Here is a 25,686-nt window from a genome sequence, read left to right on the forward strand (position 1 = left end):
TCACGTCGCCGACCGGCAAGCCAGCGGATCTTCGGCAGGACGCAAAAAGGCGCCTGACCTGGACTTTCGTCCAGATCAGGCGCCTTCGGTGCGGCTGGGTCCGGCTCGCCGGATCAGGCAAGCGGGGCCGGGTAGGTCGGGTACTCCACCCCGGAGACGTGCTGGACGACCCGGATGACCTGGCACGAGTAGCCGAACTCGTTGTCGTACCAGAGGTAGAGGATCGCGTTGTCGCCGTCCACCTTGGTGGCGCCCGCGTCGACGATCGAGGCGTGGCGCGAGCCGACGAAGTCCATGGAGACGGCGTCGGGGGCGGTGGTGAAGTCGATCTGGCGCTTGAGCGGCGAGTGCAGCGAGACGTCGCGGAGGTACTCGAGGACCTCGTCGCGGGTGGTCTCGCGGCCCAGGCGCAGGCTCAGGATGGCGATCGAGACGTCCGGGACGGGGACGCGGATCGAGCTGCCGGTGATCGGCGCCTTGAGGTCGGGCAGCGCCTTGGCGACGGCCGAGGCGGCACCGGTCTCGGTGATGACCATGTTGAGCGGCGCGGAACGGCCGCGACGGTCGGCCTTGTGGTAGTTGTCCAGCAGGTTCTGGTCGTTGGTGAACGAGTGGACGGTCTCCACGTGGCCGCGCAGCACGCCGTACTCGTCGTCCATGGCCTTCAGCGGCGGGACGATCGCGTTGGTGGTGCAGGAGGCGCAGGACAGGATCTGCTCGTCCGGCTTGATCGTGTCGTGGTTGACGCCGTGGACGATGTTCGGGACGTCGCCCTTGCCCGGGGCGGTCAGGACGACCTTGTCGATGCCGGGGCGCAGGTGCTTCGAGAGGCCCTCGCGGTCGCGCCACTTGCCGGTGTTGTCGATGAGGATGGCGTTCTTGATGCCGTACGCCGTGTAGTCGACCTCGGACGGGTCGTTGGCGTAGATCACCTTGATCGCGTTGCCGTTGGCGAAGATCGTGCTGGTCGCCTCGTCGACGGTGATCGTGCCCTGGAACTGGCCGTGGATCGAGTCGCGGCGCAGCAGCGAGGCGCGCTTGACCAGATCCTGGTCCCCGCCGCCGCGGACGACGATGGCGCGCAGGCGCAGACCGTTTCCGGAGCCGGCCTTCTCGATCAGCAGGCGGGCGACGAGCCGGCCGATGCGGCCGAAGCCGTAGAGGACGACGTCGCGCGACTCACGGCGCTCGATCTTGTTGGCACCCGTGGCACCGGCGACGGCCTCGGCGGTGAACTCCTCCACCGTCAGACCGCGGTCGTCGGCCTTGTAGGTGGCGGCGAGCATGCCGATGTCGATCTGGGAGGGACCGAGATCAAGGGTGGTGAGGGCCTTCAGGAACGGCATCGTCTCGGTGACCGAGAGCTCCTCGCCGGCGATCTGGCGGGCGAAGCGGTGGGTCTTGAGGATGCTGACGACCGACTTGTTCACCATGGAGCGGCTGTGCAGCAGGACCGTGACGTCCAGCTCCCGGTGCAGCTTCCCGATGATGGGGATCATCGACTCCGCGATCTCTTCGCGGTTCTTCCAGTTTGTGAACGAGTCCTCGTTGACAGTCACAGTTCCACTTTCGAGCTAGGCGGTGCTCATATGCTAACCCGACCGTTTTTGATCATCCCAAGGCCCCCTCCGCCGACCGTGCCGGCCCGCCGACCCGTGGTGTGACGAGGGACGACGGCGTCCGGCCGAGCAGATCGCGGGCGGCGCGCGCCAGATGAGCCTGGTCGGCGAAGCCCGCCGCGGCCGCGGCGGACGCCACGGACCCGTGGGGCAGGGCGGTGATGGCGCCACGGAGCCGCCCCCACTGCCGCAGCCGTACGAGCGGGACGCCCACCGACGCGCGGACCAGGGCGCGCAGCCGCACCGGCGACAGACCCACCTCGGCGGCGACGGCGGCCAGCGGGGTGTCGTGACCGGGGCGGCCGATCTCCCGTAGGGCGTGGGCCACTCGGGCATCGAGCGCGGGGGCGGCCGTGGTGAGGGTGAGCAGTTCGGCCTGAGCGGCGGCCAGATCGGCCCCGTCGGCGCCGGTCGGGCCGAGGGCCGCGAGCAGGCGCCGTACCGCGGCGGCGTCGAGCGGGGCCACGCCGGGACCGGGCCGCAGGCGCCAGGCGTCGACGAACAGGACGGTGTACGCGGACGTCGCCGCGCAGGTGTGGGCGAGCTGCGGCGGCACGATCAGTCCGGCCGCGCTGAGCGGGCGGTGGCCCGGCCGGTCGAGCACCGCGTGGCCGCCGAGCGGCAGCACCACCTTCCACACCGGGTGCTGGTGGCGGGCGGTACGGGATGCGCCGGACTCGGCGAAGAGCGTCATCCGCGCGTCGGTCGCGAAGACGACGCGACGATCGTTCTGTTCAAGCGCCCAGGCGCCGGCCGGATCGACCATCACTCCATGGACTCCCTCCCCGCCGTCGCCTTGGCGGTGTTCTTCGCGACCGTGGGGATCACGCACTTCGTGTTCCCCGGCTTCTACCGCTCCCTGGTGCCGCGCCGGCTGCGGCACCGGGCCGGGCCGCTGGTCGCGGTCGGCGGGGCCGCCGAGATCGTGATCGGCGTGCTGGTGCTGATCCCCGCCTGCCGCGCGGCCGCGGCCTGGTCGGCCGCCGGACTCGTCTGCGCGTACCAGCTCTCCCACCTCGACGCCCTGCGCCACGCCCGCCGCGACCATCCCAGTGTGCTGGGGCGGCCGTTCGGCGCGGTCCTGAGGGTGGTGGTCAACCTCGGATACACCGGCTGGGCGGTCGCGGTGGGTCTTTTGTGATCGTTCTCATTCCTGATGTGGCCGAGATCAAATGATCTCTGCCGAAACCTCGACCTAAGGTCCAACCATGACTGACACAAGTGGCATGAATCGCACAGGCGTTGTGGGTGGCGCCACCGACGGTACGGGGCGGTCCCGGCGCGGGATGCTGCGGGCGGCCGTCGCGGGCGCGGGCGCCGTGACCGTCGGCGGGGCCGGAGCGGGCGTGGCGCACGCCGAGGGGCGGCGGCGAGGCGCGCCGACCTTCGTCATCGTGCACGGTTCGACCGGGAATTCCTACGCCTACGCACCGCTGTTGGCGGAGCTCGGCCTGCGCGGTCACCGTGCGATCGCGGTCGACCTGCCCGGGCACGGCGCGGGGGCCTACCTCCCGGTCTCGTACCAGACGCAGGACCTTCAGGCGCTGACGTCGGAGCCGTCTCCCCTCGCCAAGGTGACGCTGGCGGACTTCGCCGCGCATGTGACCGCGGTCGTCCGGCGGGCCCACCGCGTGGGGCCGGTCATCCTGGTCGGGCAGAGCATGGGCGGAGCGACCCTCAACCGCGTCGCCGACGAGGTCCCGGAGCTCATCTCCCACCTCGTGTACGCGTCGGCGTACTGCCCCACCCCCAAGCACAGCACCCTCATGTCCCTGATGACGACGCCGGAGGGGCTGACCAGCGCGCTCTTCAGGATCCCCCCGGTGCGGACCGTCCCGGGGCTCGGTGTCAACCGGGTCAACTGGCGCTCCGGAGACCCGGCGCTGTTCGCGGCGGCCAAGGAGGCCCTCGCCGCCGACTGGCCGGACGCGGAGGTGCGCATGCAGCTCAACCTGCTGGAGCCGGACGAGTCGGCCGCGCTCCCGACCAGCGACGCGAGCGCGCGGCCGGAGCGCTGGGGACGGGTCCCCCGGACGTATCTGCGCTTCACCAAGGACCGGGCGATCCCGCCGGCGCTCCAGGACCTCATGATCCGCGAGGCCGACGAACTGACCCCGCGCAACCGCTTCCGGGTACGGTCGCTGGCCGCCACGCACCTCGGCCCCCGCGACCCGAGGGAGTTCGCCGACGAGCTGGAGCTCGTGGCGCGCCTGTGCCGCTGAGGCACGGAGCCGTGGGCCGGGCGGCGGGGTTCGCCGCCCGGCCCGCGGCGGGGATCAGTCCTCGATCCGGTCCAGCACCCGGCCGAGGTCCACGAACTTGAAGCCGGTGGCGGTGCGTTCGCCGTCGTCCGGGGTGTCGTGGCCGTCCTGGACGACGAGCAGCCCCCGAGGGTAGTGCGGACCCAGCGGCTGGTTGAGCGCCGCGGCGCCGTCGCACTCCTCGGAACCGTCGGGACCACCGGAGCGGCCCGTGATGCGCAGGCCCGCCTCGTACTCGTTGGCGTCGCCGGTCTCACGGTCGTAGAAGGCGAAGGTGTTGTCGCCCTGGCTGGACGCCATCAGGTAGCCGTCGCCGTCGGGCTCCTCGATCAGCGTCAGGCCCTCCACGTCGGCCGAGAGCCGGCGGCCCCCGAAGCCCGGGTCGGCGCCCGCGGCACACTCCTCGGACTGCTCGTCGTACACCGTCGGCACGCCGTACTCACGGACCTTGTCGATCAGTGTCGGCCGGGAGGTGAGGTCGGCGCGCACCCGCCAGATGCCGACGTCCTCCTGGCCGGCGTAGAGCATGCCGTTGGCCGGGTCGACGACCATGCCCTCGACCTGGGGGAGCTCGCCCGGCTCGGCGCACGGCGTCCAGGAGGTGCCGTCGGGGAGCCGGAAGGACGACGGCAGGGTGAGCGTACGGACCGTGCGGTAGCCGACCGTGCCGCCGGCCCCGGCGGTCAGTTCGAGCAGTGCGACGGCGGTCTCGTGGCGGCGGCTGACCAGCGCGTAGGAGCGGCGCGTGGCACGGTCCGTCCAGGTGGCCAGGCCGTAGGCGGTGCGCTGTTCGTTGATCTCGGCCTGGTCCTTGGAGAAGACGGGCGGGGCGGCCGGGGCGGTGACGTCGGTGAGCGGCCCCTGCGGCCGGTCGCGGTCGATGCGGTAGAACCGCAGGCGGTCGTTGCCGCGGTCGGTGACGACCGCGATGTCCGCACGTCCGCCGGACAGGGCCATCCGCGGCACGAGGTCGACGCTGTTGAAGCGTCCCGGGGCGTCGTCCGGCCCCGGACCGGCGGGGGCGGGCACGGCCTGCAGCTGCTCGGCGGCCAGGCCGTAGACCCGCAGTCCCCCTTCCTTGGCGGTGGCGATCACCAGACTGCGCGCGGGGTCGGCCTCGTTGCGCCAGATCGCGGGGTCGTCCGCGTCGGCGGCGCCGCCCTCCTCGTCGTCGAAGAGCGGCGCGGTCTCGGACGTCGGGGTGACGGCGGGCAGCGTACGGGCCGTACGGAGGTGTGCGTGCGCGGGCGCGACCAGGGTGGTGGCGAGGACCGCGGAGGCAGCGCCCAGGACGAGGGCGGCGCGACGGGCGTGACGATGCAGGGTCACGGAGACGGACTCCTATGTCAGGGTCATGACGGTCAGTCGGCGCCGAGCGTGCGGGGGTCAGATGAATCACGCACCGCTGACGGGAGGCCGGGATGGGTGCGTCTCGTGAACTCCGGTGCAGTGGACGGGGTTTGAGACGATAGCGAGGCCGGCGGGAACTGCCCCCGGATCTGACGGGAACTCCGTGATCTGCGTGAAGAGGCAACCCACCGGCGTCCGTTGCCGTCTCCCGGGGTCGGGGGAAGCCTCGGAGATCTTCCGGGGCGGTTGTGACCGACCACAAGGAGGACCACCTTGATCCGTGTCCCGCGCATGGCGACCACCGCCACGGCGGTGCTCGCGCTGGCGGCGGGGGCGCCCGGACTGGCGTACGCGTCGCCGCAGTCGGCGCCCGCGCAGCCGGCCGCCGGCCCGCTGTCGGCCGTACCACCGGGAAGCCCCGACGACCGCCTCCCGGAAGGCTGGCGGATCACCGGCACGGACGCCGGGCCCCAGTTGGTGTGGCAGGCACCCCGACCCGTGCCGATGGGGGACGCCCGGGTCGAGTTCTACGCCGGGGACACCCTGCTCGGGCGGCCGGAGGCCGCCAAGGACGGGCGGACGTTCCGGCTGACGCTCGACGGCGCCCGCGTGGGGCCGTCGTCGGACCTGCGGGTGCTGGCCGGGGGCCGCCGGCTCGACGCGGCCGGGGCGCAGGACGCCGCCGACCGGCGCGGCCGCGCCAAGGCGCCGGTGGCGCCGGCGGCCGAGCTGCCCGCCCATTCGGTCGACCCGGGCCTCCCGGGCACGTACCGCACCACCAGCGGCGAGTACACCCTCGACGACGTACGGCTGCCCGGCTTCTCCGCTCCGGTGGAGATGCGCGCCTCCGTCGTGGCTCCCACCGGGGCCACGGGCCCCCGGCCGCTGGCGCTGTTCCTGCACGGCCGGCACTACACCTGCTACGACGCCGAGGGTTCGCAGGGCGGCGAGTGGCCCTGCAAGCCCGGTACGAAGGCGGTGCCGAGCCACCGGGGTTATCTGCACGACCAGAAGCTGCTGGCCTCCCAGGGCTATGTGACCGTGTCCATCTCCGCCAACGGGATCAACGCGCAGGACCACTCCGCCGACGACGCCGGTGCGCAGGCCCGTTCGTCGCTGGTGCGCCTGCATCTGGCCCGCTGGGCCGACTGGGCCGCCGACCCGGCCAAGGCTCCGGCGGCCGTACGCGCCGCGTCGCCCGCCGACCTGTCGAAGGTGCTGCTCGTCGGGCACTCGCGGGGCGGCGAGGGCGTCAACCGGGCGGCGCTCGACAGCCTCACCAAGGCGCCGGCCGACCAGGACGGCTACCGCGGCAAGGTGCGCTGGAAGATCCGCGGCACGGTCCTCATCGGCCCCACCATCTTCGGCCAGAATCCCGTGCCGGACGTGCCGTCCATGACCCTGCTCCCGGGCTGCGACGGCGATGTGTCCGACCTGCAGGGCCAGATCTACGTCGACGGTACGCGCGGGGTCAGCCGGGGCGCCGCCCTGCACAGCGCGGTCTACATGGTCGGCGCCAACCACAACTTCTTCAACAGCGAGTGGACGCCGGGCCAGGCCGAGGCCCCGGCCGACGACGACTTCTACACCGGCGAGGACCCGGACCCGGTGTGCTCGCCGGGTACGAAGACCCGGCTGACCGCCGCCCAGCAGCAGAAGGCGGGCTCCACCTACATCGCCGCGGCGGCGCGGCTGTTCGTCGCCGGTGACGACCGGGTCCGTCCCCTCCTGGACGGCTCGAACCTGCGCGCGCCGTCCGCCGGCCCCGCGCGGGTCCTCACCCACGCCGTCGGCGGGCACCGCACGCCCGCGTTCGTGCCGGACGACTCGGTCAAGGTGACCGGCGGCCGGCTGTGCGCGCAGGTGGATCCCGAGGGGCCCGCCGGCTGTCTGCCGGGCGAGGGGAACGCCGGCTCGTCGCCGCACTTCGCCACCTGGGAGACGACGCCGGAGCCGGGCCGGTACGCGGTCGCGATGCGCTGGACTCGGGCGGGTTCCGCGACCCGGGTCACGCCCGCCGGGCCGGTCTCCCTCGCCGGGTCGAAGGCGCTCGCCCTGCGGGTGTTCGTGCCGCCCAACACCACCGGAACGAAGCTGGACATCGCGCTGACCGACGCCGCGGGCAAGCGCGCCACGCTCGGCCGGGCCACCATCGACGGACTGCCGGGCAGCGAGCGGACCACGTCCCTTTGGGGGCGTGAGATACGTGTCCCGCTGGCCGAGGCCGTACGGGCCGGGCTCGACCTGAAGAAGGTGACGGCGCTCGAGCTGACGCCGCGCAGCCGTTCGGGGCAGGCGTGGCTGATGGACGCCTGGGGCTGGCGCCCCGGCACCCCGGTCGTGCGGCCGGCCGCGCTGCCGCGGATCGACATCGGCCGGCTGACGGTCAAGGAGGGCGACTCGGGCGTGCGGACCTACCGCGTCCCGGTGAAGGTCTCCGGTCCGGGCACGGGCCAGGTCCGGCTGTTCGTCGCCGAGCCGGGTTCGACGACGACGACGTCCCGCCTGGTGACGGTGGGCGCCGGCGCCTCGGCGATCGACGTGCCGGTGAAGGTGAAGGGCAACACCCGCTACGGCTCGGACGTCGCACGGAACGTGTTCGTCAAGGCGGTACGCGGCGCGGTCATCGGCGCGCATCTGGGCGGTGTGACCGCGCAGAACGACGACCCGATGCCGAAGGTCACGGTGACACCGGTCGCGGACCGGGTCACCGAGGGCAAGAGCCTGAAGTGGCGGGTGTCGCTCTCCGAGACCGCCGACACGGATCTTCAGATGGGCTTCCTCCTGCTGCCGGTCACCGGCGGCAAGGAGCTGTCCACCAAGGACGTGCCGAAGAGCTGGCTGGAGGAGCACTTCGGTGGTTCGCCGAGCCCGGCCCGGCCGCTGTCCAAGGTGGTTCAGGAGCCGCACCTCTCGGTCTACGTCCCGGCCGGTAAGGCGGGGGCCGAAGTGAGCGTGCCCACGGTCACGGACACGCTGAGCGAGCCGGAGGAGTCGCTGCGGATGCGGCTGATCACCTACGACGAGTCGTGGGAGCCGGTGGAGGGCCCCGTGGTCACCGGTACGGTGCGCAACGCCTCGTAGGGGCGCAGGGATGTAGGGCATAGGGGCGTGACGTCGCTGACGTCACGCCCCTTTTCCATGGCCAGGGACCGGTCAGGTGCGGGCGTCGGACCAGGCCCGGGCGAACAGTTCGTGCGGCGGAAGCGGCGGCAGCAGCCGGCTGAACGGCCCCTGAGCCTCCTTCCCGTCGGCCGCGGCCAGATGCGCGGCGAGTTTGGCGCTCTCCAGGGGCAGATGGGGGGCTTTGAGGTCGGTCCAGTCGCCGGGGACGAACACCGACCGGCCGGCCCTCGCCCGCCGGCCGGTCTCCACCGCCCCGGCGGCGACCAGCTCGGCCTGGGCGGCCTTGTACCGGGCGGCCGTCCAGCCGTTCCAGCGGCGGACGTTCTGGTCGGTGGGCCGCGCGAGCGCCAGCAGCTGGAGGTAGAGGGCGGCGGCGTCCGCGCCGACCCTGAGGGCGGCCGCGACCTCGCCAACCAGCTCCGGGACGCTCAGGGCCGGGTTCAGTTCGTATCCGCCCGGCGGCACCGGGGTGGTGGCCACGCGCGCGACCATCCGGGCGAGCCCGCCGTCGTACACGGCCTGGATCCGGCGCACCGCCTCCAGCAGCTCGCCCAGGCCCAGTTCACGGCAGAGCCGTTCCGCTCGCGCCGGCCGGGCCGGGTCGGCGAGACCGGAGGGCCGCAGGAAGACGTCGGCGCCGGGGACGCCGACGACGAACAGCCCGTCGTCGTAGGCCACGCTCTCCACGGTCTCCTCCCGGAACAGCGGCTCCGGGCAGGGCAGGACCGCTCCTTCGTACGGCACGAAGGACGGGTCGTCGGGCACGGCCCGCGCCAGCCGGTGGTGCCAGCCGAGGGGGATCAGCGTCCCGGGCGCGCCCAGGTGGGCCCGCAGCCGCTCGTACAGCGCCGTCGCCCCCGCCACCGCCGGGTCGCCGACGGGCCGTTCGGTGAGCGCCCAGGCCACGGCGGAGGCGAGGTCCAGGTGGGGCGGCCGGTCCCGGGCGACCCACCGGCCGGCCGTGCCGTCGGGCTCGGCATGGCGCAGTTCGAGCCCGCCGGTCCGCCGTCCGAGCAGGACGTATCCGCCGTCGGGGAGCGCCACGCCTCCGGGGGTGTCCGGGCCGCCGGTCAGGGTCCGCGCCCAGCCGTCATGGAGCCCGAGGCCGGTTTCCAGGGCGTCGGCCAGTTCCTCGTCGACGTACGGGGTCGCGCCGAGCAGGTCGGCCCACGCCTCCGCCATCCGGGCGGCCGCCGCCGTCATGCCGTCGGCCGCCCACAGCTCGGCCGGGTCCTCGGGCATGCCCGCCGCGAGCACCGCGCGGCGGCCCGCCGGGCCGAGCCGGTGGCAGAAGGAGTCGTACTCCCGGGCGGCGGTTTTGTTCGCCTTGTACGGCGCCGAGCTGAGCATCTTCTGGTGGTCGTCCTGCCGCGCCCGGCTGGGCAGGCCGCCGAGCGCCAGCGCCGCGACGGAGCGCCGGACTCCCGTGCGCCGGGAGAAGACGGCGAGCGCCTCGGGTGGGGCGGCGAGGGGTCCTTGCCGGGCCACCAGGTCCAGCAGCCGGGGCAGCCGGGCGGCGTCGTCACGCGTCAGGGTGTACGTCTCGCACGCCTCGGCCTCGGCGGGCGCCTCGTCGTCCGCCGGCTGGAGGAACGGCGCCGTCCCGGCGCGTTCGCCGCCCGAGGCCAGGAGCAGTCCGGCGGCCCGGCAGTCGGCGAGCGACCGTTCGGGCGCCCGGCCCTGGCGCCATCGGCCGCCGGGCTCGGCGAACGGCTGCCCGCTCCAGGTCTCCAGCAGCGCGGCGAGGGCGGCCTGTTCCTCGACGGGGGTGGTCTCGACGGCGGCCCGCCAGGCCACCGCGTCGATCCGGCCGACCAGCGCGGTCCACTCGGCGGGTGCGGCGGGCAGGGCCAGCCGCCGGGTCTCGTCGTCGATCTCGCCGCGCAGATGGCGGCCGTCGGCCGCCACGGCCGTCAGGGTCGCGGGGTGCGGCTGGGCGGCATGAGTGGCGTACGCGGGCAGTTGGGGCAGCAGTCCGGACAGGGCCGGGACGAGGACGGTGTCCGGCACGGGGGCGCCGAGGGTCACCGTGGGGCCCGCCCGCATGATGCCGACGCGCCGGGACAGCTCCTGGCGGCGCCGCAGGACGTCGGCGGCGAGCCGCGCGGCGCGCAGCACGCCCTCCGTGACGCGCGGTTCGGTCACCTCCGGCAGGAGCCGGATGCTCTCCGCCTCCGCTTCCGTACCGGCCCCGTCCGCGAGGGCGGCGGCCAGGAGTGCGCGTACCGTGTCGTCGCCGACGGCCCGCAGGGCCTTGGAGGCGGTCTCGTCGCGCGGGGCGAGGAAGTGCCAGAAGGCGGGCGGCACCATGGCTCCGACGGTGTGGCCGGAGGGCCGGTCGCCGCCGCGGCTCCGGCCGAGGTGGCCCTGTGCCTCCCACAGCAGGGAGCCGTCCGCCACGGCGTGGCAGCGGATGTTGTCCTCGTCGACGAGGACCCCTTCCTCGCCGTCCAGCGGCATGCGGACGATGCCCCAGGGCCGCCGCCCGGGGCGGGTGGAGCGGAACCTGCCGCGGCGCCCGTCGATGCCCTCCAGCAGGAAGTCGGTCGGCGAGGGTCCCGCGTACGGCGTGCGGTACAGGACGCGGCAGCCGACGAGGCGTCCGTCCTGGCCCAGCGGCGAGGCGGGCGCGCCGGGCGGCAGCGCGGCCAGGGTGAGCTGGTCGCCGAAGACGGCCATGCCGTCGGGGACCTGGCCGGTGCGGTGGAACTCGGGGAGGGTGCGGTCGTCGCCGCGCTCCCCCGTCACCGGGTCGACGCGCGCCCAGTCGTCGCGCGAGGCGAAGACCTCGGAGCTCCAGAACCGTCCGCCGTCGCTCATCTGGAGTTCGTGGTGGCCGATGCCCTCGCGGCCACCTGGCCGCAGCACCCGCTGCCCGTCGTGCCGGCCGCCGCCGTCCGTGGTCTCGAAGTGGAAGCCGAGGCCGCCGTCGATGATGCCCCGGTAGGGCCGCACGCCGCCCGTCCGCTCGGGTGTGAAGACGTCGTCCGGGCGGTCGCTCCAGAAGGCCAGCTCGGCGTAGGAGCCGCGGTCGGCCGTCGTCCAGCTCACCATGAACTGCCCGCCCACGTAGTGGACTGTGTGCATCGTGGCGTCGTCGGGCACCTGGAACGCGCAGGAGCCGCGCACCCCGGCGTGGTCGACGGCGACGGCCCGGTCGGCTCCGTAGACGGTCAGGACCGGCCATGTGGACGTCATGCCGAGGGCACCGGCCGGGCCGAAGCCGGCCAGCGCCGCGTCCAGGGCGGGCCAGCCCAGCTCTTCCGGCAGCCCGGCCCGTAGGGCGCGCGCCAGCGGACCGGTCAGGTCCAGCGCGGCGAGCGCCTCCTCGATCCCGACCAGAGCCGTGGCGGTGGGCCGGTCGAGCAGCTCCGTCAGCTCGTCCACGGCCTCGTCGGCGGCCGCGAGCCCGCCGCCGCGCAGGGCGCCGAGCAGGGACTCGATCCGGGTGTGCACCTCGGCGGCGATGCCCGCGTTCTCCGGCAGCCGGGTGATGGCCGTGCCGCCGCCGCGCAGCGCGGCGTGGACCGTCCCTTCCAGCCGCCGCCCGAACACCGGGTCGGCCGCGAGGGCCTTGAGGTCGCGCCGCGAGCGCTCGCCCCAGAACGACAGCCCGATCGCGTCGCCGGGGTCGTGCACCGCGATGCCGTCGGCGAGGCAGGCGTCCAGCAGATCGGCGTCCAGGCCCGGCCAGCGATAGCGGTCCTCGTGCAGGGTCACGGGTGTGCCGGCCGCGCGCAGCCGCGGCGCGAACCGCGCCACCAGCTCGAAGAGTTCCGGCGGCATCGGCTGCCGGATCACGCCGCCGCCCGCCACCGGGCGGTGGGAGTACGCGCGCGTGTAGCGGCCGAGCCAGCCGGCGAGGCCGCCGTCCGGGGTGACCCGCCCGGCGGCCACGGCGTCGGCCGCGCCGGACCGCAGGAGGAGCCGCAGCCAGGCCGCCGCGTCGTTCCTCGAGTCGGGGAACAGGTCGATCAGCGGGGCGTGCGCGTCGTCGCCCTGCGGATGGCGGGCAAGGAGGGCGGCGACCGCGTCGAGGAGGGTGTCGGGCACCGCCTTCCCCCGCGCCGCGCCGACCAGCTGGGCCAGCAGCCGGGCGTCCTCCGCCTCGTCAAGACCCGCGGCGCGCGCCGATGCCCGTACGCGCCGCGCCAGGTCGGCCGGAAGCTCCCCCGGGGAGGCGCCCCAGGCCATCAGGACGGCCATGAACTCCTCGTGGGCCTCGGCCGGGTCCAGGACACCGGCCAGCCACCGCTGATGGCCGCTCAGTTCCTTGGCGGGCAGGGCCCCCGCGCGGGCGAACAGCAGCACGTTGGCCCGGTGCCAGGCGGTGTCGACGGGCAGGGCGTGCGCCCTCTCGGCCGCGCGGGCCAGGGCGTAGGCCCGGCCGGCGTACCGTGCGTGCCAGGCGCAGAGCCGGTGCCCCACCGTGTCCCAGAACCACGGCAGATGGGTGGCGGGAAGGTCCCGGACCCGCCGTTCCAGACCGTCGAGGAAGCGCCCCGGCTTGCGGTACGCGGACGGGAGGCCGGTGCGCACCTCCTCGGCGAGCTGGTGCGCGGCGCTCTCGGCGCCGGGCTCGTAGGCCCGTACCCAATCGGTGTACACGGTCGAGGTGCTGGGGTCGGCGGGCAGGGGGACCTGGATGTTCATGCGGTCGATCCTGGCACGGCCCGCTGACAACGCTCCGGCCGGTGGCGCGTCGATCCGGAGGGAACGGTGCCGCCTGATTGTCCGTCCTGGTCCGTAGGCTCGTGATCACATGACGTCGTGGGGCCGTTGCACGACGTCGTGGTCACGCACCTGTTCAGTCTCTTGCCACACACAAGCCGAGGAGCCACGTGCCCCTGTCCCTCAACCGACGCCTCGCCGTCGGCGCCGCCCTGCTCTCCGCCGTCGCCGGTGTGGTCCCGGCCACCGCCGCCCATGCCGCGCCCGCCGCACGCCCTGCCGAGGCCGTGGCCGCGCCCGCGGCCGGGCAGAACGCCCCCGATCTCGACGCCGTGCTCCAGGCGTTGAAGAACACCACCGCCGCCGGCGCGCCGGGCGCCATGGCCCGGCTCACCGGCCCCGAGGGGGTGAAGACAAGAACGGCGGGCGTCCGCAACAGAACCACCGGTGCGGCGATGAGCACGAAGGCCCGCTTCCGGATCGGCAGCGTCACCAAGACGTTCTCCGCGGTCACGCTGTTGCAGCTGGTCGACGAGGGCAAGATCCAGCTGGACGCCCCGGTCAACCGCTACCTGCCCGGTCTGCTGCCGGACGACCGGATCACCGTGCGCCATCTGCTCACCCACCGCAGCGGTCTCGCGGACTACACGGAGGCGATGTTCGCCCAGACCGTGCCCGGCTTCGAGGCCGTGCGCAAGCGGGTCTTCACCTACCAGGAGCTGGTGAACCTCTCGCTGAAGGAGCCGAGGACGACGCAGCCGGGCGCCGCGTACAAGTACTCGAACACCAACTTCGTGGTGGTCGGCATGCTCATCGAGAAGGCCACCGGGAACAAGGTGGCCGAGGAGTACGAGCGCCGCATCATCACGCCGCTGGGGTTGACGAACACCTCGTACGTGCACCCCAGCACGAAGATCAAGGGCAGCTACATCCGCGGCTACCTGCACCCGGACGAGGCCGGTGCGCCGCTGGTCGACTCCACGCAGCAGACGCTGTCGTGGGGCCAGTCCGCCGGGGCGATGATCTCGAACCCGGCCGATCTGAACACCTTCATGTCGGCGCTGCTCGGGGGCAAGCTGCTGCGCGCCCCGATGCTGAACGCGATGCTCACGATGGCCCCGACCGACGCCACCAACACCCGCTTCTACGGTCTTGGGCTGCGGCGCTACGACCTGACGTGCGGTACGTCGGTGTACGGCCACACGGGCACCGTGCAGGGCTACTACACGTACGCCTTCGCCACCCGGGACGGCGGCCGCAGCCTGGCGGCCATGGCGAACACCTCGAACCGTGGCCAGGCGAACACGGCCCTCGGCGGGACGCTGGAGGCGGCGTTCTGCGGGAAGAAGCCCGCCCCGGCGGCGAAGGCGCGCGGTCTGGCGACCGCCCTGCCCGCCGAGGCGGACCTGCCGGAGCGCAACTCCCGCTGATGCCCGGCGGTCAGTAGCCGCCGAAGCTGAAGCCGCCGCCCGAGTATCCCCCTCCGCCGTAGTCGCCCCCACCGTGGCCGCTGTCTCCGTGGCTGCTGTGGTGGGAGGTGCCGGGGGATACGCCGGGCGGTGTGCTCCGCCGTTCCGGACGCGGCTCGGGCGGCTCCTGGGGGCTGCGCCAGTACCGCCGGGTGACAAGGCTCCACCAGACGCCGAACGACGCGAGGTCGTCGAAGGCGGCGCACTCGGCCACTACCGCGTCGCGCGCGCCCTCCTCCCAGGCGATGGTGGTCACGCCCTCCCGGGCCAGCTCCAGGAGGGCCGACTCCAGCTCGCGCGCGTCCAGGGGCTGCTCGGAGCGCCGCTCGCCGGACGGCAGTTCGGCGGGGATGTCGTGGCGGAAGACGGTGACCTGGGCGCTGTCGCCCTCCCCGGTCACCAGCCAGCCCCACACGCTTCGCTCGCCCACCGCGCGGTAGCGCGCCTGGCGTGCGTCGTTCTCGCGCCGCCAGACCCGGAGTTCCTCCTCCCGGCGCTCGCGTTCGGCCCGGTGCCAGGCGAGTCGGCGTTCAATCTCCTCGCGCACCGGACGGTACGCCTCGGTGGCGCGGTCGATGCGCTCGCGGTACGCCTCCCTGGCCCGCTCCACTCTCCGCCGCGCGCCGGGCAGCCACCGCCGCCGGCGCTCGACCCGCCGGAGCCTGCGGGACGCGTCGAGAACGGCGGCACCGAACTCCCGGCCGGCCGCCTCCCACTGCTGTCGCTCCTCCTCGGTGCCCTCGACGGCGCTCCGGCCGAGGCTCTCGCTGCTGCCGGAGAGCCCGTCCACGTGGTAGTACTCGTGGAACGTCCCCGGCTCCACGTCCGAGCCGTAGCCGCCGAGCCCGCCCACCTTGATCACGATCTTCTCGGTCATGGGCCCCACCACCTTCCGATGCCAGCATCCCTCGCGGCCCCGCGCCAGGGAACACCGCGGCCGCAGGAGGGCTGACAAGCCATCAGGTCATCCGTCCCGGACTCTTGACTCCTGAACCGCAGTGGATTGTCATGGCCGGAACACCGGTGCGCCGGCACCCTGTCCGGCCCCGGGACACCCCCCACGACGTGAGTGAGTGAGGACCATGACAGGACACCCGCCCCACCTGCGCAGGCACCTCACGGTCCTGTCCCTGCTGCTGTCGGTGGTGGCCATGGTGCTCGCCCCGGCGCCCAGCTCCTGGGCCGAGCCGGGCTGGTGGAACCCGACCGCGCGCCCCTCACCCGACTCCGGCATCAACGTCACCGGGGAGCCGTTCAAGGGCACCGACGCCCAGGGGCAGGTGCGCGGCTTCGTCGACGCGCACAACCACGTGATGTCGAACGAGGCCTTCGGCGGCCGGCTCATCTGCGGCAAACCGTTCTCCGAACTCGGCGTGGCCGACGCCCTCAAGGACTGCCCCGAGCACTACCCCGACGGCTCCCTCGCCGTCTTCGACTTCATCACCAAGGGCGGCGACGGCAAGCACGACCCCGACGGCTGGCCGACCTTCAAGGACTGGCCCGCCCATGACTCGCTGACCCACCAGCAGAACTACTACGCCTGGATCGAACGGGCCTGGCGCGGCGGCCAGCGCGTGATGGTCAACGACCTCGTCACCAACGGCGTGATCTGCTCGGTCTACTTCTTCAAGGACCGCAGCTGCGACGAGATGACCTCCATCCGCCTCCAGGCGCGGAAGACGTACGACATGCAGACCTACGTCGACACGATGTACGGCGGCCCGGGCAAGGGCTGGTTCCGGATCGTCACCGACAGCGCCCAGGCCCGCGAGGTCGTCGCGCAAGGCAAGCTGGCCGTCGTCCTCGGCGTCGAGACGTCCGAGCCGTTCGGCTGCAAGCAGATCCTGGACATCGCGCAGTGCGGCAAGGACGACATCGACCGCGGCCTGGACGAACTGCACCGGCTGGGCGTGCGCAGCATGTTCCTCTGCCACAAGTTCGACAACGCGCTGTGCGGGGTGCGGTTCGACTCCGGCGCCCTCGGCACCGCGATCAACGTGGGCCAGTTCCTGTCGACCGGCACCTTCTGGAAGACGGAGAAGTGCACGGGCCCGCAGGCCGACAACCCCATCGGCGTCGCGGCGGCGCCGCAGGCGGAGAAGGAGCTTCCGGCGGGCGTCGCCGTCCCGTCGTACGCCGCCGACGCGCGGTGCAACACCCGCGGCCTCACCGACCTCGGTGAGTACGCGCTGCGCGGCATGATGAAACGCAAGATGATGCTGGAGATCGACCACATGAGCGTCAAGGCCGCGGGCCGGGCGTTCGACATCATGGAGTCGGAGTCCTACCCGGGCGTGATCTCCTCGCACAGCTGGATGGACGACAGCTGGACCGAGCGCCTCTACCGGCTCGGCGGGTTCGCCGCCCAGTACATGAACGGCTCCGAGGCCTTCAGCGCGGAGGCGAAGGCCAAGGACGCCCTGCGCGACAAGTACCGGGTCGGCTACGGCTACGGCACCGACATGAACGGGGTCGGCGGCTGGCCCGGACCGCGCGGCGCCGACGCCCCCAACAAGGTCACGTACCCCTTCCGCAGCGTCGACGGCGGCTCGGTCATCGACCGGCAGACCACCGGGCAGCGCACCTGGGACCTCAACACCGACGGCGCCTCGCACTACGGCCTGGTCCCGGACTGGATCGAGGACATCCGCAAGGTCGGCGGCCAGGACGTGGTGGACGACCTCTTCAAGGGCGCCGAGTCCTATCTCGACACCTGGGGCGCCTCCGAGCGGCACAAGGCCGGGGTGAACCTCGCAGCGGGCGCGGCCGCTTCGGCGTCCACGACGGAGTGGTGGAACCCGTTCACGAGCTTCGCGCCGGGCCGCGCGGTGGACGGCGACACCGGCACCCGCTGGGCGAGCGAGTGGAGCGACGACCAGTGGCTGCGGATCGACCTCGGCAGCACCGCCCTGGTCAAGCGCGTCACCCTCGACTGGGAGCGCGCCTACGCGAAGGAGTACCGCATCGAGCTCTCCGCCGACGGCACGACCTGGCGGACGGTGGCGTCCACCACCGCCGGTGACGGCGGCCTTGACACGGTGGACTTCGCGGGCACGTCCGCCCGCCACATCCGTGTCCAGGGAGTGCGGCGCGGTACCCAGTGGGGCTACTCACTGCGCGAGGTCGGCGTCTACAGCGGCTGAGGACGGCCGACCCGAGGGGAAGGCCGGAGGGGAAGGGGAGCACATGGCACGGATGCCGTCGGCCGAGCGGCGCCGGCAGCTGACGGAGGCGGCGATCCGTGCCATGACCCGCGACGGCGTGGCCCGGACGACGACCCGGTCCATCGCGCGCGAGGCGGGCGTGTCCCTGAGCGTGTTCCACTACTGCTTCGACTCCAAGCAGGCCCTGCTGGAGTCCGTCATCGCCGCGATCACCGACCACTCCGTGACGGTGGTGAAGGAGGCGATCCGGCCCAGGGCCACCGTCCGGGAGACCGTACGGGCCGGATTCCAGGCCTACTGGGACCATGTGTGCGCGCACCCCGGCGAGCACATGCTCACCTATGAACTGACGCAGTACGCCCTGCGCCAGCCGGGATTCGAGCATCTGGCGCGGGCGCAGTACGAGCTGTACGCGGACACCTACGCCGCGCTGATCGAGCAGCTCCGCCACCTCATGGGCTTCGAGCCCGCCGTGCCGGTGCCCGTCCTCGCCCGGTATCTGGCCGCGCTGACCGACGGGCTGACCCTGGGCTTCCTCGCCCGCGGCGACGACACCTCCGCGGCGGAGCTGCTCGACCTCATCACCGACCAGGTGGCCGGTCTCGTCCGGGAGGACGTGCGGCGCTAGCGGCGCACGTCCACGACCGAGCGCAGCTTGCCGCTGGTCGCACTGCGCTCCAGCGACGCCCCGTCCACCGCCTCGACCGCCAGGTCGAGCAGCCGCTCCTCCACGGCCGTACGCAGCTCGGGGTAGCCGGCCAGGAACGCGGCGCGCAGCGGCTCGGGGTCGGGTGCGGCGGTGCGTTCGACGCGGACGGTGAGGTGTTCACGGGCTGCCTGGGTGCTGAGCACGATCTGCAGTTCGCCGCGGTAGCCGGCCCGCTCCTCGGCGAGGGTGACGAAACGGCGGTGGTTGAGGAGGTAGGTGGCCACCCGCATCACGTCGCCGATCCGGCCGAGCAGTTCGAAGCGGGGTGCGTGGCTGCCGCAGGGGCAGCGGCCCGGTACGGACCGGCCGAGGTCGCCGATGACGTACCGGCCCAGGTCCTGGCCGCGCCGGGCATGGGTGGTGAAGACCAGGCGGCCGGTCTCTCCCGGTGCCACGTGACGGTCGGCGTCGAGGGCGAGGATCTCCAGGCCGTGCAGGTCGGCGTGGAGGTGGTGGACGCCGCCGGAGCTCTCGGTGCACTGGTAGCCGAGCGGCCCCAGGTCGGTGCTGCCGTAGGTGATCGAGCGGATCGTCTCGATGCCGAACGTCTCCTTCAGGGCCCGCCGCTGGGCGGCGGTGAAGTGCTCGCCGCCGTAGAAGATCTTCCGGACGCCGCCGTAGGCGCGCAGGGTGTCGGCCTGCGCATGCAGCAGCTGCCAGAGGTAGGAGGGCATGCCGAAGAGGGTGTCGGCGCGGTGGGCGACGAGGGCCTGGGCGGTGGCCTCGTGGTCGGGGCCGGCCGCCAGGGGCAGCTGGACGCCGCCGAGGCGTTCCAGGACGGAGAAGAAGCTGATGAAGCTGCCGTACATGCCGCCGCTGTAGAAGAGGTTGGCGGTACGGTCGGCCGCCGGGTCGTATCCGGCGGCGAGCAGGCCGCGGGCGGCGGCGTGCATCTGGGTGTCGTAGTCGTCGTAGCTGAAGAGGGAGAGGGCCGGGGTGCCCGTGCTGCCGCCGCTGCGGAAGTACAGCTCGGCGTCGGCCGGTGCGACCCGCCGGTTGCGCTCCTGGACCTCGTCCTTGCCGAGCAGCGGCCCTGCCGGGGCCGGCAGGTCGATCGCCCTGGCCAGGTCGTCCAGGCAGGCCGTGGTGGCGAACCGGGCGTCGGCCTGGACCGCCACGCGGCGGCTGTAGCGCTGGAGGGCGTAGACCCCGTCGTGCGGTTCGCCGGAGTAGCCGTCGAGCATGGCGCCGACCGGGGTGACGCGGGTGGCTCCGGCGGCCAGGACCGTACGGGACAGTTCGGCGATGTCCGTGCGGCTGCCGGCCAGCCCCACGGTCTGGAGGTAGCGGCGCATGGGGCGCAGGGTGGTGATGAGCTTCTTGCGGGGCAGCGGCTTGATCCAGACACTGCGGTGCAGCGGGGAGGCGGTGAGGGCGGGCCGGGTGTCGGCCATGACCCGCCAGGACCCGTCGGGGGCGGCGAACACCCGCGTCAGTCCAAGGTGTTCCTCCAGCCGGGCGACGAGTTCGGTGGTGGTCACCTCGGCCTCTTCGGCGGGGTCGAGGGCTTCGGCGGGCGGCGCGGCGGCGGGCCGGGCGGCGAGGACAGCCGCGAAGCGTTCGGCGAAGGCGAAGACGTCCCGCGCCTCCTCGGTGTCGAGGTAGACGACCTGCGGGCTGGAGCAGGCCTGCTGCTCGAACCGGCACACATCGGCGGCCAGGGCGTCGAGGGCGGCCTCGTCCTGCCAGGCGTCGCGGGTCAGGTAGGCGAAGGAGATGCGGTGGCCCCACTCCACCAGCCGGCAGCCCGGCGGCACATGGGCCGCGACGCCTTCGACGGCGCTTTCGCCGCCCCAGACGGCGACGGCGTCGGCGGGCGCGCACATCAGCCGCAGCCACTCCTGCCGGGAGGAGGGGAAGCGCAGCACGACGATCCGCTCGGCGACGGCGCCGGTGGGGTCCAGTGCGGCGAGCTCGGCGAGCAGCACCTGCGTGAACAGGGTGTCGCCGCCGCTGGTCTTGAGGATGTTCACATTGCCCGCGAGCAGGCCCTCGACGACGCTGAGCGGGGCGACGGTGGTGGCGTTGCCCGGCGCGACGTGGGCGACCAGGCCGACCGGGGCCCACGCCTCGTACACGGTCTCCCGGGCGTCGGGGCGGCCCAGCCGGCCGGGGGCGGTGGAGCCGAGTTCGCGGCGGAGCTTGCGGGTGAGCTCCCGCCGGCCGAGGAAGGTGGCCAGTTCGGTGAGGACGGCCGGGTCCTCGCCCTCGGGCAGATGGCGGGCGAGACGGGCCCGTACGGGATGGGCCGGGTCGCTCAGGGCGGCGGACAGCGCGTCGCAGGCGCCGAGGAGGGTCTCGGTCTCCAGCGGGGCGGCGAGCACGGCCTCGACCGTGGCGGGCAGGGACGCGAGGCGGCGCGCGGCCTCCTCGTCGCCGATGAAGGCGCCCTGCCAGTAGTGGGGTTCGGCGATGGGGTGGGTGGTCACGACATGTCCTTCATCAGTTCGGCGGCGGCCACCGCGCAGCTTCGGTTGCGGCTCACCCCGGCGCGGCCGTGGACGGTGAACCAGGGGGTGTTCAGCGCGCAGCCGCACGCGTCTCCGGGATACAGGGAGGCGAGGTCGCCCATGACGACGCTCTGCGCCGGTACGGAGGTGATGTACGGCGAGACCAGGTGCAGATAGCCCGGCTCGCCGTACGGGAGCGGTTCGAGGGTGCGGGTGGAGCGGATGGCGACCCGGGACCAGACGGGGGCGTGCAGGCGGTGGTGGTCGCACTCGATGTACGGGATGCAGTGCTCGACGGAGCCGAAGGTGTCGCGGATCCGCTCACCGGGGACGCCGAGCTGCTCGGTGACGCGGGCGTACAGCTCCTCCTTGCCGATGCGCCGGTCGGCGTGGCCCTTCCAGCCGCCGCCGAGGACGACGAGGGAGCCCTCGGGCAGCCGCAGCGGTGGCAGCCCCATGGCCTCCATGCGTTCCAGGGTGAAGAAGAGGAAGGCGGGGAAGCCGAGGATGCGGACGGGGGCGTCGTCCTCGGCGTAGCGGCGCAGCGCGGCGACGCAGCCGAAGGGGTCGAACTCATGGCCGCCGCCGGTGGCCCGCAGGGCGTAGGCGACCTCGCGTGCCGGGGCGAAGTCGCAGAGGTAGTTGTCGGTGAAGGCGGTGCCGAGGTTGAGGGCTTCGGCCGGTTCGTAGCTGTAGAGGAGGTAGTTGACCTCCTGCTCGGGGGTGATCCAGCCATTGCGCTCGAAGATCCGGGCGACCATGCGCTGGGCGGAGCGGATGGTCCAGGTGTCGAAGAACATCTGGGACTTCTGGCCCGTGGTGCCCGAGGAGGTCAGGTGCAGGTCGACCTGGTCGCGCGGGATGGAGAGCACTTCGTGGCGCTTGAAGAAGTTGGCGTGCACCAGCGGGGCGCGGTACGGCTCCGCCGGGGGTGTGGCCTCGTACAGGGAGCGGAAGAACGGGGAGCGTTCGCCGTGCCAGGCGTTGATCTCCGCCATGGCGGCGGCGAACAGCGCGTCCTCCTCGGGGCCTTGGGCGTACGGGTCGGCCAGGTCGCACAGGCGCTGCACATGCGGCAGGAGGGCGGGGTCGGGGACGGCGACCGGGGCGAGATGGGGGTTCATGAGGCAACCTCGAATGTGGGCAGGTAGGTCGACGCCCAGGCCGACAGGTAGCAGTCCAGATAGGGCTGGAGGGGTGGTTCGACGACGACGCCGCGGAAGTCGATCTGCTCGGTGGAGCGGGAGAGGACGACGTAGTCGTGGAAGCCGTCGTCGTCCGCCCGCATCGCCGGGTAGAGCGCGCAGGCGACAAATCCCTGGGCCAGGAAGGCCGAGAGGGCTCCGTGGTGCGCGAGGGGGACCAGAGCTTCGACGTACCCCGCGCCGGCCCGGGTCAGGGCCCGGGTGACGGGTTCCAAGTACGCGGCGGCCGCGGCGGGGTCGGGGTGGGCGGTGAGCAGGGAGCAGTACCGTCCGGTGCGGTTGAGGTAGGCGTACACCTCGAACCGTCCATCCTCGGGGGTCAGCAGGACGTTGGGGGTGTGCAGCGGGTAGAACCAGCCGCCTCCGTCGGGGAACCGGTCGCGGAAGCGGCGGCGGACGAAGGAGGGTGCCTCGATCATCTCCAGCGGTTCGGCCTTCTCCGGGCCGGTGGCCGGAAGCGGGTCGGTGGCGGCGGTGCCGCGGTAGCTGACGCCGAGGCTGTCCTCGACGGTCCGCAGGAGCGGGAGCAGCGGGGCGGGTACGGCCGGTACGGGCACCCGCCGGTCGAGCACACCGGTCGAGTGACGCGCGTAGAGAGCGAGGCTTTCGCGGCTGCTGAGATCGACGGCGTTGGGCAGGAGGCCGAGGGGGCGGAAGCCGTTGCGGGCGACGACCCGCTGCGGGCCCGCACTGACCGTACGGACGGTGGCGTAGACGGAGTCGAGCCGTCCGCCGTCCAGCATCCGCGCGCACAGGGCCTCGGTGAGGGTGGCGGCCAGGCCGCCGGAGCGGTGCTCGGGGTGGACGGCGAGGCCTTCGAGCCGGCCGATGCGGCTGCCGGGTTCGCCGTGGATGGCGGCCGACGCGCACAGCGCGCCGGTGTCCGGGCAGCGGGCGACGAGCCAGAGGGAGTGCGGGTCCTGGATGAGCCGGGCCATCTCGACGGGGTCGGTACCGAGCGGGGCGGGGTAGTGCGGCCCGTAGACGGCGTAGTAGAGCTGGCGCAGCTCGGCGATGTCGGCGTGGCTCGCCGGGGCGAGGATGTTCATCACGCTCCTCCGGCACGGTCGGTGGCGAGCTCGGCGGTGGTACGGGATCCCAGCAGGGCCAGCGCGACAGCGGCCGGGATGAGACCGGCGGCCTGTACGAGGCACAGCGTCCGGGCCGAGAGGTGGTCCCCGGCGAGCCCGAACAGGAGGGAGGCGACGGGGAAGGAGGCGCCCAGCACGGCCTGCATCACGGCGAAGAAGCCGGGCTTGTCGGCGGCGGGCACGAGCCGCTGGAACAGCGCCACGAACCGGACGCCGATGACTCCGACGCACCATCCGGCCACGGCCAGAGCGCCCGCGAGGACCAGCCGGTGGGCGAGCAGCCCGGGCAGGGCGAGCGCGAGCGCCATCAGGCCGAGGCAGCAGGCGCCGGTGACGGTGGGCCGGCCCGGCACGCGGGCGCCGGTGACGGAGCCGAGGAGCGTGCCGATGCCGAGGGAGGCCTCCAGCAGGGCGACGGTGCCGCCGCCGTCGCCGAGGACGGAGCGGGTGTAGAGCGGGATGACGACGAAGACGGCGGTGGTGAAGAGGTTCGCCGCGGTGAAGCAGATCAGGATCCGGCGCACATAGGGCAGTTCGCCGAGGATCCCGCGCAGGCTCCGGCGCTCTTCGGAGGCGGCGGCTTGCGGTACGGCGGCGGTACGGAAGCGCACACCGGCGATGAGCAGCGCCGCGCCGAGGTAGGCGGCGGCGCAGCCCGCGGCCAGGGCGGCCACCCCGGCCCGGTCGACGATCAGCGCGCCGAGCAGGGCGCCGCCGAGGCCGGCCAGGGACTGGGTGGAGAGCTCGAAGCCGGTGGCCGTCTCGATGTCCTCGTCGTCGACGAGTTCGGGCACCGAGGTGGTCAGGCAGGGGTCGAAGAACGCCTGGCAGGTGGCGAGGGCGAGGGCCGCGGCGTACGCGGCCGCGAGCGGCAGCCCGCTCGCCCAGCCCCAGACGGCGAGGCCTGCGGCGGCTGTCCCGGCCAGCGCGGCGGCCGTGCGCAGCACGCTCCGGTGCGCGGTCCGCGCGACGACCCGTGCGACGACGGGCGCGAGGGCCACGGCGGGGACGGTACTGACGGCCATGAAGAGCCCGGAGGCGAGCCCCTGCCCTTCCTGGACGGCGTACGCCACCAGCCACCAGGCGACACCGACCTGGAACATCCGGCCGGCGGCCTGGGTCAGCACCTGCCCGGCCCAGACGGCTCCGAAGGCACGGTTGCGCAGCACGAGCGGGAGCCGGCGAGGGGTGGCGGGCGTGGTCGCCGCTGGGGCCACTGGGGCCTGTGGGGCTTCGCGCGATGTGTCCGGGGGTGCTACCGGGGTCATGCGGTCGGCCTCTCGTCCAGGACGCGGACGAGCTTGCCCGTGCGCGGGTTGGTGGCGAGGTCGCGGTGGCGGGCCCATTCCACCGAGAGCGGGCGGACGAAGCCCGCGCGCACGCTGTCGGGGTACAGCGGCCTGGCCGTCTCCAGGGAGGTGACGACCGCCTTGGCGAGCGGCTCGAGACGGGCCGGGTCGTCGTCGCCCGGGGCGGTGGCCAGACGCAGGGTCAGGCCGTCGCGGCCGTCTTGGCGGCGGACGACCAGCTGCATGCCGACGATCCGGCCGGCGGTGTCCGCGGCAGCCACGGCGTCCTGCGCGTCCTGGGAGAACAGGGACACCGGCCCCACGCGTACGCCCTCCTCGGCGCGGCCGAGGATCCGGAAGTGCCCCTCCCCTGTGCCGGTCCATTCGGCGCGGTCGCCCGCGGGGTAGCGGATGACGGGCATCAGCCGACGGAAGAGGCTCGTCACCACGACCCGCCCGGGCCGGCCGGGTTCGGTGACGGGCTCGCCCGTCGTGTCGTCGAGGATCTCGACGAGGGAGTGGGGCGTGAAGGCCCGGTGCACGCGGGCGTCGGTGCCCGGTACCGGGCGGCCGAGGAGGCCCGCGTCGACGCTGGCGTAACCGACGGAACGGGCCTCGGCGCCGGGGAACGCGGCGGCCAGCAGGCGCCGTTGGTCGGCGAAGAGCGCCTCACCGCCGAAGAGGATCAGCTCCACCGCGTCGAGCCGCTGCCCGGTCGCGAGCACATGCTCGGCGAGCCGGCACAGTGTCGTGGGAGTGCCGGTCAGGACCTGCGCGGAGAGGTCACACAGGGTCGGAACCGTCGATTCCAGGGGAGCGGCGCCGCCGATGGGGAGGCGGACGTTGTCGACGGGGGCGTGGGCGAGCGAGTCGAGGACGAAGAGGAAGCTGGCGTAGAGCTCGCCCGCGTAGAAGAGGTCGGCGACGCGGTGGCCCGGTCGCAGCCCGGTGTCCACGAGACCGTGTCCGAAGGCGGTCACGAAGGTGCGCCATTCGTCGCGGGTGTAGACGGAGAACTTCGGCGCGCCGGTGGTGCCGCCGGTCTTGAAGACGCTCGCCTCGCTGAGCGGGCCGGTCAGGACACGGTTGTCGTGCAGGGTGTTGGCCGCCCAGAACTCCCGCTGGTCCACGACCGGAAGGTCGGTGAGACGGTCCACGTCCGGTGGGAGGTCCGCGTAAAGGTCGCGGTAGAAGGGCGAGTTGTGACGGGCGAAACGTATGAGGTCCGATAGCTGATGGGCGGACATACGGCCTTTGCCTAGATGAGCGGAACGAAAGAGGA

The 25,686-nt window shown here is 73.3% G+C and carries 16 protein-coding genes; 6 read left to right on the forward strand and 10 right to left on the reverse strand.

Annotated features, from left to right (window positions below; genetic code table 11):
- Positions 1 to 113 precede the first annotated feature (113 nt).
- Together ACZ7LT_RS08145 and ACZ7LT_RS08150 are read right to left on the reverse strand one after the other, a co-directional pair.
- Positions 114 to 1,559 carry a glyceraldehyde-3-phosphate dehydrogenase gene (locus ACZ7LT_RS08145; protein WP_471235159.1) on the reverse strand — a complete coding sequence of 482 codons (1,446 nt, stop codon included), beginning with the start codon at positions 1,557 to 1,559 and terminating at the stop codon, positions 114 to 116.
- A gap of 52 nt (positions 1,560 to 1,611) precedes the next feature.
- Positions 1,612 to 2,385 carry a helix-turn-helix domain-containing protein gene (locus tag ACZ7LT_RS08150; RefSeq protein ID WP_471235160.1) on the reverse strand — a complete coding sequence of 258 codons (774 nt, stop codon included), beginning with the start codon at positions 2,383 to 2,385 and terminating at the stop codon, positions 1,612 to 1,614.
- 6 nt (positions 2,386 to 2,391) lie between these two features.
- On the opposite strand from ACZ7LT_RS08150, the gene ACZ7LT_RS08155 reads away from it, so the two are divergent.
- Both ACZ7LT_RS08155 and ACZ7LT_RS08160 read left to right on the forward strand, forming a co-directional pair.
- Positions 2,392 to 2,760 carry a DoxX family protein gene (locus ACZ7LT_RS08155; protein ID WP_471235161.1) on the forward strand — a complete coding sequence of 123 codons (369 nt, stop codon included), beginning with the start codon at positions 2,392 to 2,394 and terminating at the stop codon, positions 2,758 to 2,760.
- A 67-nt stretch (positions 2,761 to 2,827) separates the two neighbouring features.
- On the forward strand, positions 2,828 to 3,841 hold the full coding sequence (locus tag ACZ7LT_RS08160) for an alpha/beta hydrolase (protein ID WP_471235162.1): 1,014 nt from the start codon (positions 2,828 to 2,830) through the stop codon (positions 3,839 to 3,841).
- Positions 3,842 to 3,895: 54 nt separating this feature from the next.
- Here the strand turns inward: ACZ7LT_RS08160 and ACZ7LT_RS08165 are convergent, their stop codons facing one another.
- Complete coding sequence (locus ACZ7LT_RS08165) at positions 3,896 to 5,209, reverse strand: phytase (RefSeq protein ID WP_471235163.1); 1,314 nt, start codon at positions 5,207 to 5,209, stop codon at positions 3,896 to 3,898.
- Positions 5,210 to 5,503: 294 nt separating this feature from the next.
- On the opposite strand from ACZ7LT_RS08165, the gene ACZ7LT_RS08170 reads away from it, so the two are divergent.
- Complete coding sequence (locus tag ACZ7LT_RS08170) at positions 5,504 to 8,314, forward strand: alpha/beta hydrolase (RefSeq protein ID WP_471235164.1); 2,811 nt, start codon at positions 5,504 to 5,506, stop codon at positions 8,312 to 8,314.
- 72 nt (positions 8,315 to 8,386) lie between these two features.
- Here ACZ7LT_RS08170 and ACZ7LT_RS08175 read toward each other — a convergent pair whose 3' ends face one another.
- Entirely contained in the window at positions 8,387 to 13,009 is a 4,623-nt protein-coding gene (locus ACZ7LT_RS08175) for a hypothetical protein (RefSeq protein WP_471235165.1), read from the reverse strand.
- 188 nt (positions 13,010 to 13,197) lie between these two features.
- Here ACZ7LT_RS08175 and ACZ7LT_RS08180 point away from each other — a divergent pair, with 188 nt between their 5' ends.
- A complete protein-coding gene (locus ACZ7LT_RS08180) occupies positions 13,198 to 14,457 on the forward strand; it encodes a serine hydrolase domain-containing protein (protein ID WP_471235166.1) in 1,260 nt (419 codons plus the stop codon).
- A gap of 10 nt (positions 14,458 to 14,467) precedes the next feature.
- Here the strand turns inward: ACZ7LT_RS08180 and ACZ7LT_RS08185 are convergent, their stop codons facing one another.
- A complete protein-coding gene (locus ACZ7LT_RS08185) occupies positions 14,468 to 15,373 on the reverse strand; it encodes a hypothetical protein (RefSeq protein ID WP_471235167.1) in 906 nt (301 codons plus the stop codon).
- Between the two features lie 205 nt (positions 15,374 to 15,578).
- Here ACZ7LT_RS08185 and ACZ7LT_RS08190 point away from each other — a divergent pair, with 205 nt between their 5' ends.
- On the forward strand, positions 15,579 to 17,639 hold the full coding sequence (locus ACZ7LT_RS08190) for a galactose-binding domain-containing protein (RefSeq protein ID WP_471235168.1): 2,061 nt from the start codon (positions 15,579 to 15,581) through the stop codon (positions 17,637 to 17,639).
- Between the two features lie 43 nt (positions 17,640 to 17,682).
- Positions 17,683 to 18,288 (forward strand): TetR/AcrR family transcriptional regulator, encoded by a 606-nt coding sequence (locus ACZ7LT_RS08195; RefSeq protein ID WP_471235169.1) that lies wholly within the window; start codon positions 17,683 to 17,685, stop codon positions 18,286 to 18,288.
- Here the strand turns inward: ACZ7LT_RS08195 and ACZ7LT_RS08200 are convergent.
- The 5 genes from ACZ7LT_RS08200 to ACZ7LT_RS08220 are packed head-to-tail and all read right to left on the reverse strand — an operon-like array spanning position 18,285 to position 25,651.
- Positions 18,285 to 20,798, reverse strand: coding sequence for an acyl-CoA reductase (locus tag ACZ7LT_RS08200; protein WP_471235170.1), 2,514 nt, complete (start codon positions 20,796 to 20,798; stop codon positions 18,285 to 18,287). The genes ACZ7LT_RS08195 and ACZ7LT_RS08200 overlap by 4 nt on opposite strands.
- The gene (locus tag ACZ7LT_RS08205) at positions 20,795 to 21,943 is read right to left on the reverse strand and encodes a LuxE/PaaK family acyltransferase (protein ID WP_471235171.1); all 1,149 of its coding nucleotides are present in this window, start codon (positions 21,941 to 21,943) and stop codon (positions 20,795 to 20,797) included. Before ACZ7LT_RS08205 ends, ACZ7LT_RS08200 begins: the two co-directional genes overlap by 4 nt.
- Positions 21,940 to 23,073: a GNAT family N-acetyltransferase gene (locus ACZ7LT_RS08210; RefSeq protein WP_471235172.1), complete on the reverse strand. Its 1,134-nt coding sequence runs from the start codon at positions 23,071 to 23,073 to the stop codon at positions 21,940 to 21,942. The genes ACZ7LT_RS08205 and ACZ7LT_RS08210 overlap by 4 nt, the downstream gene beginning before the upstream one ends.
- Positions 23,073 to 24,383, reverse strand: coding sequence for an MFS transporter (locus ACZ7LT_RS08215; protein ID WP_471235173.1), 1,311 nt, complete (start codon positions 24,381 to 24,383; stop codon positions 23,073 to 23,075). The genes ACZ7LT_RS08210 and ACZ7LT_RS08215 overlap by 1 nt, the downstream gene beginning before the upstream one ends.
- A complete protein-coding gene (locus ACZ7LT_RS08220) occupies positions 24,380 to 25,651 on the reverse strand; it encodes a phenylacetate--CoA ligase family protein (protein WP_471235174.1) in 1,272 nt (423 codons plus the stop codon). Before ACZ7LT_RS08220 ends, ACZ7LT_RS08215 begins: the two co-directional genes overlap by 4 nt.
- Positions 25,652 to 25,686 lie beyond the last annotated feature (35 nt).

Source organism: Streptomyces sp. NPDC039465 (assembly GCF_055639315.1).

Excerpts from the sequence above, each read along its gene's own strand:
- ACZ7LT_RS08150 (WP_471235160.1), bottom strand. The coding sequence starts at position 2,385 with ATGGTCGATCCGGCCGGCGCCTGGGCGCTTGAACAGAACGATCGTCGC.
- ACZ7LT_RS08155 (WP_471235161.1), top strand. The coding sequence starts at position 2,392 with ATGGACTCCCTCCCCGCCGTCGCCTTGGCGGTGTTCTTCGCGACCGTG.
- ACZ7LT_RS08160 (WP_471235162.1), top strand. The coding sequence starts at position 2,828 with ATGACTGACACAAGTGGCATGAATCGCACAGGCGTTGTGGGTGGCGCC.
- ACZ7LT_RS08175 (WP_471235165.1), bottom strand. The coding sequence starts at position 13,009 with ATGAACATCCAGGTCCCCCTGCCCGCCGACCCCAGCACCTCGACCGTG.
- ACZ7LT_RS08185 (WP_471235167.1), bottom strand. The coding sequence starts at position 15,373 with ATGACCGAGAAGATCGTGATCAAGGTGGGCGGGCTCGGCGGCTACGGC.
- ACZ7LT_RS08190 (WP_471235168.1), top strand. The coding sequence starts at position 15,579 with ATGACAGGACACCCGCCCCACCTGCGCAGGCACCTCACGGTCCTGTCC.
- ACZ7LT_RS08195 (WP_471235169.1), top strand. The coding sequence starts at position 17,683 with ATGGCACGGATGCCGTCGGCCGAGCGGCGCCGGCAGCTGACGGAGGCG.
- ACZ7LT_RS08205 (WP_471235171.1), bottom strand. The coding sequence starts at position 21,943 with ATGAACCCCCATCTCGCCCCGGTCGCCGTCCCCGACCCCGCCCTCCTG.
- ACZ7LT_RS08210 (WP_471235172.1), bottom strand. The coding sequence starts at position 23,073 with ATGAACATCCTCGCCCCGGCGAGCCACGCCGACATCGCCGAGCTGCGC.
- ACZ7LT_RS08215 (WP_471235173.1), bottom strand. The coding sequence starts at position 24,383 with ATGACCCCGGTAGCACCCCCGGACACATCGCGCGAAGCCCCACAGGCC.
- ACZ7LT_RS08220 (WP_471235174.1), bottom strand. The coding sequence starts at position 25,651 with ATGTCCGCCCATCAGCTATCGGACCTCATACGTTTCGCCCGTCACAAC.